The organism is Neobacillus drentensis (assembly GCF_036966985.1).
Lineage (GTDB): Bacteria > Bacillota > Bacilli > Bacillales > Cytobacillaceae > Neobacillus > Neobacillus drentensis_E.
This window is the reverse complement of sequence record NZ_JBALSN010000009.1, coordinates 1-13,527: the sequence shown is the minus strand read 5'-3', so window position 1 is coordinate 13,527 and position 13,527 is coordinate 1. Positions and strand designations below refer to the sequence as shown.

Below are 13,527 nucleotides of genomic sequence, written 5' to 3'. Positions count from 1 at the left end.
GTTCTATAGATATAGAGAAATGGATAAACCTCAATTGGCGACTGGACCCCTTCATATTGATGGGTCTGGTCGCCAATAATTTTTTTCCCTGAAGTAGGGGGATTCACTTGAACGAATAATGTCACCCAAAATGCATAATCGTTACGTAATCATCGATATAATATACCTAGAGGTTAACATCAAGGAGTGGTGTTATGAGTAAAAAAGTTAATGGGAAAATAGTAATGGCAATCTTGCTATTACTAGTTTTTGGATTGATATCAATAAATAGCTTTGCAAAAATGTCAAATAATGAATATCCCCACAAAAACCGTATAACAGTATATCTCGCGGGTGATTCAACTGTTTCTGATTATTCAAGTTCATTTGCACCTCGAGCAGGCTGGGGACAATTTATTCATCGCTATTTTGATGATACCATTGTGGTGAAAAATGCAGCTACACCAGGAAGGAGTTCAAAAAGTTTTATTGCTGAAGGAAGACTCGAATCTATCTTGAAGCAAATTAAGAAGGGGGATTACCTTTTTATTCAATTTGGTCATAATGACGAAAAAAAGAACGATCCGAGCCGTTATACTGAACCGTACTCTACATATAAAAGCTATTTAAAACAATATATTGACGGGGCGCGAGCCAAACAAGCTATTCCTGTCCTTGTTACACCTGTTGAACGAAGGAACTTCACCAATGAAGGAAGAGCACTTAATTCACATGGTGAGTACCCAACAGCTATGAAGGAACTTGGAATGGAAAAACATGTACCTATGATTGACCTTACTGCCAAAAGCAAGGGATTGTTCCAGGAGCTTGGGCCCGATAGGACAAAGGATGTTTTTCTTTGGCTAGAACCTGGGGAGAACAAGAACTATCCGAATGGTGTTCAGGACAATACTCATTTTCAGGTAGCTGGAGCAAAAGAAATTGCTCGTCTTGTCGTAGAAGGCATTAAGGAATCCAATCTAGTAACACTTCAAGACCGTCTTAAAAAGTAACTCAAGCCAGAAAGGTAATCTTAAAAAAAGAAGCAGGAAACCATATTAATATTGGTTCCTGCTTTTTTATATTTAACTTTAAATTTAATTGGATAACATTAATACATCCAAGTTTAAAATGTTTATCCCACTTGAGTCTCTAAGTTCTTTTAATCGATCGATATCAAGGATGTCGATTGTACGGTTTGAGATTTGGATCCATTGTTGATTTTTCCACTTGTTAAGTATTTTATTTACCGTAATCCGAGAGGTCCCTATGTAGCGAGCAAACGATGTTTGGTCAATTGAAAAATTACCATTTTCACTTACCAGTTTTAAAAGGAAATGAGCCATTTGCTGTTCTATAGGCGAATTGAGAAAGGCAATAATTTCGGCCAGAATCCTAAATTTATAGATTAGTGAATTTGTAAAAATACATGCTGCCTCAGGATGTTCTTTACAAATCATCACTAAGGCCTCATCAGAGAAAAAATAGATTTCAGATTGACAGTTTGAGATGGCAGAAGTTAAATAGGACTCATTTCTAACCCCATGTTCCCCAAATAACATACCTTCTGGAACATAATTCACCGTTCGCTCTACACCTTCATGGGAAAGGAGAGTGATCTTTATACCACCCTTAGATAAGTAGAAAAAGCCTTTGCCTTCACTGCCCTGATGGTAAACGATTTCATTTTCTATAAACTCAAGTTTTTTCCCGTATTTTAAAAACGGCCGCCATGAATATCGAAGACTTTTCATATCAACACCTTACCAAGAAGCTTTTTTAGCTCATCCGGTTTTTTAATTAAAAACTTTTTCCCATGGTTCTCAAGGATTTCTTCTTCTTTCCATTGTTTTAAAATCTTATATAAGGTGATTCTTGTTAATCCTGTGCATTTAGTAAGGTCTTGTTGTGTGAGAGGAACTTCATAATTCTTAAATTCGTAACAAATATTTAGGAGAATCACAGCCAATTGTTGCTCTGGTGTGAGAGAGTCCAAATATATTTTATCAGCTAGGATGTGCATTTTATGAATGACGGTTTTGATAAAAATGTTAAGGATTGAGGGCTGTGCCTTAATTAATTTTTGAAAATGTTCACAAGAGAAAAAATAGAGAATAGAGTCATTTACTGCCGTTGCTGTCGTAAAATGGGGCTGACGGTCCATCGCTTGAACGCCTAATATCTGCCTAGGAATGGCGATGTTTAACACGCGCTCTTTTCCAATCGAAGTGGTAGTCGTCACTTTAATTAATCCCTTTTGGATAAAATAAAATCCATCCCCCATCGTACCTTGCTGATAAATAGATGCTTTCTCTTTGAAGAATTGCCTAGTACCAAATTGTAAGCAAGAATCCCAATTGATATCACTGTCAAACAAGATTGCCAACTAATCAACTCCTAAATGAAATGGTGAAAACAAATCTATAAAACTGTAAATCTATGAAATATGTAATTAATCCAGTGCTATGACTTAGTTGTAATTATTTGTTAACGCTTACATTTAGATGTAAAAAAAATTTATTTGTGTTAATCACTTAACAGTAGTGTAAAAGATTCAAGATATAAAATCAACATTAGTTGGGTGGATTTTAAATATTCAGCCAAAACCATGTTTTTACCCAATTTGATTAACGGTCTAGATTTAACTCCCAAGTATCAAATAATGGGAAGAACAGTATGGTTAGATCAAAAAAAGGAGGGCCAGAGAGAGTTGCACCTGAGACATAACAAAAGAGACTATTGGAGCAAATTATAAAAGGGGATGGTTGGATGAACCAGGAAGTACAATCAGTAGTAACTCAAGAATTATCTCAAACAAACAATCTAAACGCTACGAATCTTTCATTGAAGAGTATGCCTAAAGCAACCTTACTTGTAGTTGTGTTGTGCTGGTTCGCGATGTTAGCTGATGGATATGATTTAGGAATTTATGGTGCAGTTTTACCATCATTAATGCAATACAAAGATTGGAGTATGACACCTGCACAAGCAGGGGCTATCGGTAGTTATGCTCTAGTGGGAATGCTTATCGGTGCAATTTGTGTAGGAACAATTACGGACATAATCGGCCGAAAAAAGACATTGATTTTTTGTATCACTGTATTTTCCTTATCGATGTGCCTTGTTGCTTTATCCACATCTCCTGAGATGTTTGGATTATTCCGATTTATAGGTGGTCTTGGACTAGGTGGGGTTATACCTACAGCATCTGCATTAACAATCGAGTATTCTCCTGTGCAACATCGTTCAAAACTGTACGCTATTATGTATACAGGTTATCCAATTGGAGGAGTCCTTGGTGCATTATTCTCTATGTTCCTTTTAGAGGATTATGGCTGGAGATTAATGTTTTGGATTGGTGTGACTCCACTTTTAGTTATTCCTTTTATTATAAAATTACTTCCTGAGTCGATTAGTTTCCTAATGGCAAAGAAAAAGTTGACTGAAGCTAACAGTATTGCTCAAAAATATCATCTTCCCAATGACTTTGTCCAAAGCCATATAGAGGATGAGAATAAAGGCTCCAGAAACAAATTTGCGGCAATCGCAAGTCTTTTTGCTCGGAAGAATATTCGGGCAACCATGTTTTTTTGGATCACCTTCTTTTTGGGTCTGCTTATGATTTATGGTTTGAGTACATGGCTTCCTAAAATGATGAGAGAGGCTGGATATCCTCTTGGACCAAGCTTAGGATTTTTGCTGATGCTTAATTTATCAGCAGCGATTGGTGCTTTAATAGCGGGAACTGTAGCAGATCGATGGGGATCTAAGAAAATCATCAGTATATCTTATTTCTTAGCAGGAGTCTCAATTGCCCTATTAAGCATTAAAACATCGATGTTATTGGTGTATTGCTTAGTAGGAGTGGCAGGGTTTGGAACAATTGGGACAACACTTATTCTTAATGCATATATTTCCAAATATTTTGAAGCAGAAAACAGAGCCACAGCACTTGGCTGGGCGCTTGGATTTGGAAGGATTGGTGCGATTTCTGGACCTATTCTCATTGGCTTTTTTATGAGTTCTAATTTGGATTTTTCCATCAATTTTTATCTATTTGCTGTAGCAGGAGTCCTTGCATCCATCACTATTTTATTTATTCCTAAAAAAGGGAACCTGAAAATTTAGCATTTATCATTCGAAAAACAGCCCACATCATTAGTATAAAGAATGATGTGGGCTGTTTTATTAGTCTTAATAAAATGAAAATTTTATTTTTTTAGAAAAAATGTTAATCAGACTACACTGACTCAAAAAATTCAATTTTATAATAAAAATATGAATTTAAAGGAGGATGTTTATGGGAATCCGTACAGGAGCACAGTATATCGAGGCGTTAAAATCCAGGAATCCAGAAGTGTGGTTATCAGGAAAAAAAGTAAAAAATATCTTTGAAGAACCAGTTTTTCATCAGCCAATTCTTCAAATTGCAAAGCTATATGATATGCAGCATGATTCCGAGTATCAAGAGGACATTACTCATATTTGTGAAGAAACAGGAGAAAGAATCTCGAATGCATTTTTAGTCCCTAAAAGCTACCAAGATCTACAAGCAAGGAGAAGAACGTTCGAAGAGTTTGCCAAAGCGACATTTGGCTTAATGGGTAGAACCCCTGATTTCTTAAATGTTGTCGTAACATCGATGGCGAGTAATTCCGAGTTCTTAGATAAATACAATCCGGAATGGGGAAAAAATATTCGATCCTATTTTAAGCATATCCGCGATAACGATTTATTTTTGACTCATGCTATCATAAACCCGCAAAATGACCGCAGTAAGTCTTCACACGAGCAACAAGATATGTTTACTCATTTAGGAGCGGTAAAAGAAACTCCTGATGGATTAATCGTAAGAGGTGCGAAGATGCTAGCTACCCTTGCACCGATCACGGACGAAGTGATTGTTTATTCTTTTCCAGGTTTTAAGCCTGGTGATGAACGTTATGCACTTGCGTTTGCACTTCCACTGGATACTCCAGGTCTTCGCATTATCTGTCGCGAAGCGATGCAGGATGGAAAGCGTTCTGTTTATGACCACCCATTAGCATCAAGATTTGAAGAAATGGATGCGGTCTTAGTCTTTAATGATGTTTTAGTACCTTGGGATCGTGTATTCCTATATAACAATGTTGAAGCAGCAAACTTACTTTATCCGAAAACAGGAATCGCTCAACAGCCAGCTCATCAGTCTGGTGTAAGAGGGTTAATCAAACTACAATTTGCAACCGAAGTGGCTTGTAAAATCGCCGACTCCATCGGTGTTGATTCCTACCTAAATGTACAAAATGATTTAGGGGAATTAATCCAATCGGTTGAATCAATTAGGGCGTTATTGCGAATTTCAGAGTATGAACATGAAGTAACTGCTACTGGCGAAGTGATGCCATCTTATGCACCACTTGAAACCATTAGAGGATTGCTGCCAAAAATGTACCCACGTGCGATTGAGGTGATCCAAATCATTGGAGCAGGTGGACTACTCATGTCACCGACTGATGCCGATTTCGAGAATCCTGAATTAAGAGAGGATTTAGAGAAGTATTATCTTGGAAGAGAGGGTGTTTCAGCGGAAGAACGTGTTCATCTCTTTAAATTAGCATGGGATTTATGTGGTGAAGCATTCGGACAAAGGGTACTTCAATACGAACGCTATTATACTGGAGATCCGATTCGTAAAAGAGCGATTTTCTATAACAACCACAAAAGGAATAATTCCTTTGAGTTGGCTGATGAAGCAATGAAAATATTTAATCAAAAAAATGAGGTTACTAGCTTATAAACGTTAATTGATAGGAAGAGGAGGTGTGAAGGATGCAAATGCTTAAAGATGGAGTTCTAAAACTTGCTGGTTCTGTGATTGCCATTGGGGCATTTGATGGTGTCCATAAAGGACATCAAGCCGTAATTAAGCAAGCTATGGAAAAGAGTCGAGTTAATCAGGTTCCGAGCGTTGTCTATACTTTCGATCCGCCTCCTCGACATTATTTTAAGGGCGTACAAATTTTGACACCCATCCAGGAAAAGGTTAGCAGGATCGCGAAGTTAGGTGTTGATTATATAATTGTTGCCAGCTTCGATGAATGGTATGCGACCAGGCCCCCTGAGGATTTTATCTGTGAATTATCTAAGTTAACCCCGGTAGAGGTTATAGTGGGTGCTGATTTCCATTTTGGAAAAAATAGAGAAGGCGATGTGAATTTTTTAGAAAAGTATTTTCATATCAATATCACTCCTCCTGTTTATTGTAAAGGTGGAGAACTTATTTCATCGACGAGAATCCGCCAGTTAATCTCAGAGGGGGATTTCCAGCAGTCCTATTCGTTACTGGGACTATAAACAGTAGAAAAGTAGAAACTACTTGATATCACTCAGCAATAGAAGGGAGTTCACACAATGAAGTTATTAGGAATTTCAGGCACAATTATTGGAGCAAAAACTAGTATTGTTGTTCAAAAGGTATTAGAGGAAGTAAAGAAACATCATCCTAACGTTGAAGTAGAATTGCTTGATTTAAGAGATTATGATGTGCAGTTCTGTGATGGACGAAATCCTTCAAACTATACAGGTGACACAAAAAAAGTTCTGGATATTGTTAATTCTGCTGACTTTTATATTATCGGAACACCTATATTCCAGGGGTCTTTATCAGGGCCACTCAAAAATTTGTTTGATTTAATCAATCCAAAGGATATTCGCAACAAAGTAATCGGTTTTATCGCAACAGGTGGAACATACCAGCATTACCTTGTTATCGAAAATCAATTGAAGCCGATTGCAGGATTTTTCCGAGCTTTCGTGGCACCAGGCTATGTCTATGTCAATAACAATCATTTTAATAAAGAAAATGAAATCATCGATGCTGAGGTTCACACAAGAATTACATCTTTAGCAAAAGAAGTAGTTTTCATGCAGGAGGCATTAAAATCAGCAGAGGAAAAATTTGCAACAGTAAATGGATAAGCATTTCTATTAAAAGTTGAGAGGAGAAAATTACTATGAAAAACTCTTTAAAACCAATTAACCTTTGGGGATTTATTGAAGAAAACAAGGATTTACTTAAGCCGCCAGTAAATAATAAAGTGATTTGGAAGGATTCTGAACTAATGTTTATGGTCCTCGGAGGCCCCAATAAACGACGTGATTTTCATGTGGACCCTTCTGAAGAGATTTTTTATCAATTAAAAGGTGATTGCTACGTTGAAATTATTAATGCGGAAGGTAAAAGAGAAGTAATTACCGTGAAAGAAGGAGAAGTATTTCATCTCCCACCAAATGTTCCCCACTCTCCACATCGGGTCGCAGATACCATCGGGATCGTTATTGAACGTGACAGAGCAGATGGGGAATTAGAGGATTTTGTTTGGTTCTGTGATGAATGTGATCATGAATTGCACCGCGTTACTGTCCAATTAACAAATATTGAATTGCAGGTAAAAGAAGCAATTCATGGATTTAACAGTAATTTAGAACTGCGGTCTTGTAAGAACTGTGGTCATATTATGCCTGAAGAAGCGAGTGAATGGAAATGCGAGTAGATTTTCATACACATATCATCCCTGAAAATTTCCCTGATTTTGCGGCGAAGTTCCAAAATGATAAGTGGCCGGTCCTAAAGCCTACATGCTCATGTGGTGCCAATATCATGGTATCCGGAAAGGTATTCCGTGAAGTGACCGACCAAGTTTGGAGTCCTGAAAAAAGGATTCACGATATGGATGTAGAAAATGTAGATATACAAGTTTTATCGCCAATTCCCGTTACATTCTCCTATTGGGCACCTATAGAAGAAGCGGTAGCTATGGCTAGATTTCAAAATGACTTCATCGCAGAAACAGTAGCTAAACATCCAACCAAGTTTATTGGTTTAGGGACGGTACCTCTTCAAAATGTTGAAGAAGCAATTCTTGAACTAGACCGATGTGTACATCAACTTGGCTTAAAAGGAGTTGAGATTGGCACAAATATTAATGGCAAAAATTTAGACGATGAATCGTTAATCGATTTCTTCGCGATGTGTGAGAAATGGAATGTCCCTATATTTATTCATCCATGGGAAACACTTGGCGGAGACCGTTTTTCCGCACATAACTTAATGTATACGGTTGGAATGCCAAGTGAAACAGCATTGGCTGCCGCTAGTTTAATCCTAGGCGGTGTTATCGAGAAATTTCCAGGACTAAAAATTTGTTTTTCTCATGGCGGCGGGTCACTTCCTTACATTCTCCCTAGACTTGATCATGGTTGGAATGTTTGGCCGCATTTACAGCTCACGGAGCATCCTCCAAGCTTTTATGCCAAGAAATTTTTCTATGATTCAATCGTAAATAACCCTGTTAATATCAGATTTTTAGTCGAAAAATTTGGTGCTGAACAAGTCATTATGGGGTCGGATTATCCATTCTTACTGCGGGAAACTCCACCTGGAAAGATTATTGATGACACACTCACCCTCAGTGAAGAACAGAAACGGGCGATGCTTGGTGAAAATGCACTTAGATTTTTAAATTTACCAGTTAATCTATTAATTTAAACGGAAAAGAGGATGAGAAGATGATAGACAAAGTGTTGACTCCAGAAGAGAGATTAGAGGAACTTGGAATAAAGCTGCCGGCTCTCCGCCCCGCATCTGGTAATTATGTTAGCTGTGTACGAACAGGGAATCTAATTTTCACATCAGGTCAGGGTACTGATGAATACCGGGGAAAACTTGGTGAGGATGTATCGATAGAAGTAGGCTATCAAGCAGCAAGACAATGTATGCTTAATCTATTAGCAGTAATCAAGAATGAACTCGGTGATCTTAACAAAGTGAAACGCATTGTCAAAATCCTAGGTATGGTCAACAGCACGACTGATTTTAAAGACCATCCTAAAGTCATGAATGGATCCTCCGATTTGTTGGTGGAGGTATTTGGTGAGAAGGGAAGGCATGCAAGATCAGCAATAGGTATGGCACAACTTCCACACAATAATGCAGTCGAGGTCGAGATGATTGTAGAAGTTTGGGAGGGTGAAATCGTTGAGTAAGGTCATAGAAAAACAAATACAAATTAAAAATGCCAAGTTGTTTATCAATGGAGAATATGTAAGCGCTGTTACAGGGGGAACCTTTGACACACTAAATCCAGCTACCAATCAAAAATTAGCTTCTGTTGCAAGTGCTAGTGAGCAAGATGTAGAAAGAGCAATACAAGTGGCAAAGCGTACCTTTGATAGTGGCATTTGGAGTAAAATGCCCGTCGAAGAAAGAGCAAAGATTCTTTGCCGAATGGCGGATCTTGTTATGGAACGAGTCGAGGAGTTAGCGCTAATTGAAACATTAGATGTAGGGAAGCCGATTAGAGAAAGCAGAGATTTTGATATCCCGCGGGCAGCATCAAACTTAAGATTCTTTGCAGAAATGGCAAAATACATGAATCATGAGCATTACGAACAATCCAAGCATATGAGCTATACCAAATACGCTCCGGCCGGTGTCACAAGCTTAATCATTCCTTGGAATTTACCATTCATGCAAATGACATGGAAAGCTTCCGCAGCGTTAGCGGCTGGTAATACTGTGATTGTTAAACCAGCATCCTATACACCACTAAGTGCAGTCATGTTAGGTGAAATTGCCAACGAAGCAGGATTACCGCCGGGCGTATTGAATATACTGACAGGTCCAGGTGGAACAGTAGGAACGGCATTGACCACTCATCCTAACGTTCGAAGAATTTCCTTTGTCGGGGAAAGCTCTACTGGGAAAACAGTGATGAGAAATGCAGCATCACAGTTAATTCCCGTATCATTAGAATTAGGCGGCAAATCTGCCAATATCGTTTTTGAGGACGCTGACTTGGATGAAGCTGTCGCGGGCTCTATTGAAGCGATTTTTAGAAATCAAGGGGAAATCTGTTTAGCTGGTTCTCGATTACTAGTGCAAGAATCGGTTTATGATAAATTCCTTGAAAAATTTGTTGCAGCTGCAAAGAAAATCAAAGTGGGCGATCCATTGGATGAAACGACGGATATGGGCGCGCTTATATCAAAGGGTCATCTTGAAACGGTTGATAACTACGTGCAAATTGGAATTTCTGAAGGTGCGAAACTTGCTGCAGGCGGTAAGCGTGTGGCTGGATTGTCAGAAGGAAACTTTTACGAGCCAACCGTGCTCTATGATGTTAATAACAAAATGAGAGTTGCACAGGAAGAAATCTTTGGCCCGGTATTAGTGGTCATTCCATTTAAAACGGAAGAAGAAGCGATTCAAATCGCCAACGATTCGATTTATGGTTTGGCAGGAGTGGTTTGGTCAAATGATTTAAGGCGTGCACATCGAGTAGCTTCTCAAATTGATTCAGGCTTATTTTGGATCAATTGCTGGTACTATCGCGATTTAAGAACACCATTTGGTGGTTCAAAGGCGAGCGGAATTGGCCGTGAAGGCGGACGTCATAGTTTTGAATTTTACTCAGAGGCCAAGACGATTACAATGAAATTATAAGATTAGGATAAAAAGTGGCTGTTTGGCCACTTTTTATCTATTAAAATGAAAAAGGAAGGTGTAGGAAGAAATGGAAATATTAGTAGAAAGAATTGCGAATGAATTAATCGATGCAGAAAGTCATCAATATTCTGTCGCACCACTAACGGAGCGCTATTCCGAGCTAACCGTAAGTGATGCCTATCAAATCCAACTCGAAGTCATCGGTAAAAAGTTAAAAGAAGGACATGTAGTGATAGGCAAAAAGGTTGGGCTTACAAGTAAAGCAATGCAACAAATGCTAGGTGTAGATGAGCCTGATTACGGCCACCTGTTGGATAGTATGAAAATGGCTGATGAAGCAACGGTAAAAATAGCTGATTTTATCAGTCCAAAGGTTGAGGCAGAAATTGGTTTTATATTGGAACAAGACTTGGTTGGGCCCAATGTTAATTATCTAGATGTGTTAATGGCAACGAAATATGTAGTGCCAACTCTCGAGATTATTGACAGCAGAATCTCTGATTGGAAAATTAAATTGGTTGATACGGTGGCAGATAATGGCTCGTCAGCGAGAGTAGTAGTTGGGAAAAAGCTGAGCACCATTGAAGGCTTGGATTTACGAACTCAAGGGATGGTCTTTTATAAAAATAATGAACTTGTGGCCACAGGATCCGGAACAGCTGCGCTAGGACACCCAGCACAAGCAGTCGCATGGTTAGCCAATAAATTACATGAATTCGGGATTACACTTAAAGCAGGTGAGTTAATTCTTCCCGGAGCACTTTCTGGGGCTATTACAGTAAACGAAGGTGACACGATTGTAGCAGATTTCGGCTCATTAGGTACTGCAACTGTATCATTTGAATAAAAGAGTTTTTCACCAAAAATAAAAATTAAAAGTGGAGGTTCCATTATGTCACTGTTGCAAGGAACAGAACAAGAAATCGTAAACTACCTATTAGCTGCAGAAAAGGACAAGCGGGAAGTTGAAAAAATTACCACAAGTTATCCAACTCTAACATTTGAGCATGCCTATGAAATACAACAAAAATTAATCGAGCAAAAAGAAAAGGAGGGGCTTCGCCGAATTGGTATAAAACTCGGTTTAACAAGTAAGGCAAAGCAGGAGATGATGGGTGTTCATGAAGCCATCTACGGGTATTTAATGGATGATATGCTTGCACCTGAATGGGAACCAGTTAAATTTAGCAGTTTCATACATCCTAAGGCAGAACCAGAAATTGCATTCTTGATTAATGATGATATTCAAGGAACTAGCGTTACCTCCGACGATATTTTAAAGGTGACAAAATATGTTGCACCAGCGATCGAGATTATTGATAGTCGTTATTTAGATTTCAAGTTTACACTAGTAGACGTTGTTGCTGATAATTGTTCTTCTTCAAAATTTATTGTAGGCAACAAATGGGTGTCGCCTGATGCGATAAACCTGAAAGATATTGGTGTATACATTTCTAAGAATTCAGAGGTTGCAACTACTGGGACCAGTGCTGCAGTATTAGGTGATCCAGCTGCTGCGGTTGCTTGGGCTGTAAACAAGCTTGGTGAAACAGGGCAGGGATTAAAGAAAGGTGATATCATCCTTAGCGGCGCAATAACGGAAGCAATTAGCTTTCAATTAGGGGATACGATTTTGGCGCAATTTGCGGAACTAGGCAGTGTTTCTTTTACTAGCAAATAATTGGATGCTACAATTTAATTAAAGGTTGTTTTTGTAAACTTTGTTGTTTTTATAGACAACCATTTTCCTTAAAGACTTATTTCTATTAAGAATTAAATATTTCCGAAATAAATTACTAGAGTTTGATAATATAGATATTAATGGTGCCTGTGACATAAGAAAAATGGAGTCGAAGGTAACGAATAGGGGTTAATCGTGCCCGTCACCTTAGAAAAATGGAATTGAAGGTAATGAATAGGAGTTAATCGTGCCCGTCACCTTAGATAAATAGAATCGAGGGTATCGACTAATGGTTAAAAATATATTCACCGGCCAAACAGTTTTACTTTTTAAATAAAGCAATAATCTTTCATAAAAAAGACTAATTAATAAAAAATTGGAGGATACACTGTTGTTAACTTTAGAGTATGCACAACAACTGGATAATGCAGATAGCCTTAATAGATTTAGGGAAGAATTTTACATAAAACCGAATTCCATCTATATGGATGGAAATTCACTAGGACTACTTTCGAAAAGAGCAGAAAAGACACTACTGGAATCATTAAATGATTGGAAAGAACATGGGATTGACGGATGGACAAACGGGAAGCACCCTTGGTTTTTTTTATCGGAAAAACTAGGAGAGATGATGGCTCCGTTAGTAGGTGCTGCAGCTAATGAAGTGATTGTTACGGGTTCCACTACGGTTAACTTGCATCAATTAGTCGCTACTTTTTATAAGCCGGAAGGAAAGCGGACCAAAATTTTAGCTGATGAATTAACCTTTCCATCAGATATATATGCGCTTCAAAGTCAGCTTCGCATTCATGGATTTGATCCAGATACACATCTTGTTCGTGTAAAAAGCAGGGATGGGCGCTTTTTAGAGGAAGAAGATATTATTGAAGCGATGACCGATGAAATATCACTGATTATTTTACCGACTGTACTCTATCGAAGCGGCCAAATCTTGGATATGAAGCGGCTTACAGAAGAAGCGAATAGAAGAGGGATATTAATCGGTTTTGATGGATGTCATTCGATTGGAGCGATACCGCATGCGTTCAGTGAATGGGGCGTTGATTTTGCCTATTGGTGCAATTATAAGCACTTAAATGGTGGTCCGGGCAGTGTTGGCGGTTTATATGTGAATTCTAAACATTTTGGTACAGCCCCGGGTCTTGCTGGCTGGTTTGGTTCGAAAAAAGAGAAACAATTTGACATGGAGCACACGTTAACACCGGCTGATTCCGCAGGAGCCTATCAAATTGGGACACCACATGTTTTGAGTCTTGCCCCATTACTAGGCGCATTGGAGATTTTTGCAGAAGCAGGAATTGAAAATATTCGTGCTAAGTCATTAAAGATTAATCAATTTTTAATGGACCTACTGAAT

General features: G+C 38.4%; 14 protein-coding genes. 12 read left to right on the top strand and 2 right to left on the bottom strand.

Annotation, left to right across the window (positions count from 1 at the left end; translation table 11 throughout):
- Positions 1–281: 281 nt before the first annotated feature.
- Complete coding sequence (locus V7659_RS00615; protein ID WP_335537458.1) at positions 282–992, top strand: rhamnogalacturonan acetylesterase; 711 nt, start codon at positions 282–284, stop codon at positions 990–992.
- A gap of 84 nt (positions 993–1,076) precedes the next feature.
- Here V7659_RS00615 and V7659_RS00610 read toward each other — a convergent pair whose 3' ends face one another.
- Positions 1,077–1,733, bottom strand: a complete 657-nt coding sequence (locus V7659_RS00610) for a Crp/Fnr family transcriptional regulator (protein ID WP_335537454.1) — start codon at positions 1,731–1,733, stop codon at positions 1,077–1,079.
- On the bottom strand, positions 1,730–2,365 hold the full coding sequence (locus tag V7659_RS00605; protein ID WP_335537453.1) for a Crp/Fnr family transcriptional regulator: 636 nt from the start codon (positions 2,363–2,365) through the stop codon (positions 1,730–1,732). Before V7659_RS00605 ends, V7659_RS00610 begins: the two co-directional genes overlap by 4 nt.
- A gap of 467 nt (positions 2,366–2,832) precedes the next feature.
- Between V7659_RS00605 and V7659_RS00600 the strand changes: the two genes are divergently transcribed.
- From V7659_RS00600 to kynU, 11 genes are all read left to right on the top strand, one after another.
- Entirely contained in the window at positions 2,833–4,107 is a 1,275-nt protein-coding gene (locus tag V7659_RS00600) for an MFS transporter (protein ID WP_335537457.1), read from the top strand.
- 172 nt (positions 4,108–4,279) lie between these two features.
- Positions 4,280–5,758 (top strand): 4-hydroxyphenylacetate 3-hydroxylase family protein, encoded by a 1,479-nt coding sequence (locus V7659_RS00595; RefSeq protein ID WP_335537452.1) that lies wholly within the window; start codon positions 4,280–4,282, stop codon positions 5,756–5,758.
- Positions 5,759–5,790: 32 nt separating this feature from the next.
- Positions 5,791–6,315, top strand: coding sequence for an FAD synthetase family protein (locus V7659_RS00590; protein WP_335537451.1), 525 nt, complete (start codon positions 5,791–5,793; stop codon positions 6,313–6,315).
- A gap of 57 nt (positions 6,316–6,372) precedes the next feature.
- Positions 6,373–6,939, top strand: coding sequence for an NADPH-dependent FMN reductase (locus V7659_RS00585; RefSeq protein ID WP_335537450.1), 567 nt, complete (start codon positions 6,373–6,375; stop codon positions 6,937–6,939).
- Between the two features lie 35 nt (positions 6,940–6,974).
- On the top strand, positions 6,975–7,514 hold the full coding sequence (locus tag V7659_RS00580; RefSeq protein WP_335537449.1) for a 3-hydroxyanthranilate 3,4-dioxygenase: 540 nt from the start codon (positions 6,975–6,977) through the stop codon (positions 7,512–7,514).
- Positions 7,505–8,509, top strand: coding sequence for an amidohydrolase family protein (locus V7659_RS00575; protein ID WP_335537456.1), 1,005 nt, complete (start codon positions 7,505–7,507; stop codon positions 8,507–8,509). Before V7659_RS00580 ends, V7659_RS00575 begins: the two co-directional genes overlap by 10 nt.
- A gap of 23 nt (positions 8,510–8,532) precedes the next feature.
- Positions 8,533–9,006 (top strand): RidA family protein, encoded by a 474-nt coding sequence (locus V7659_RS00570; protein ID WP_335537455.1) that lies wholly within the window; start codon positions 8,533–8,535, stop codon positions 9,004–9,006.
- A complete protein-coding gene (locus V7659_RS00565; protein ID WP_335537448.1) occupies positions 8,999–10,465 on the top strand; it encodes an aldehyde dehydrogenase in 1,467 nt (488 codons plus the stop codon). The genes V7659_RS00570 and V7659_RS00565 overlap by 8 nt, the downstream gene beginning before the upstream one ends.
- A 70-nt stretch (positions 10,466–10,535) precedes the next feature.
- Positions 10,536–11,315, top strand: a complete 780-nt coding sequence (locus V7659_RS00560; RefSeq protein WP_335537447.1) for a 2-keto-4-pentenoate hydratase — start codon at positions 10,536–10,538, stop codon at positions 11,313–11,315.
- A 45-nt stretch (positions 11,316–11,360) separates the two neighbouring features.
- On the top strand, positions 11,361–12,149 hold the full coding sequence (locus tag V7659_RS00555) for a 2-keto-4-pentenoate hydratase (protein WP_335537446.1): 789 nt from the start codon (positions 11,361–11,363) through the stop codon (positions 12,147–12,149).
- Positions 12,150–12,537: 388 nt separating this feature from the next.
- A partial coding sequence (gene kynU / locus V7659_RS00550; protein ID WP_420491695.1) for a kynureninase occupies positions 12,538–13,527 on the top strand: 990 nt, incomplete at its 3' end.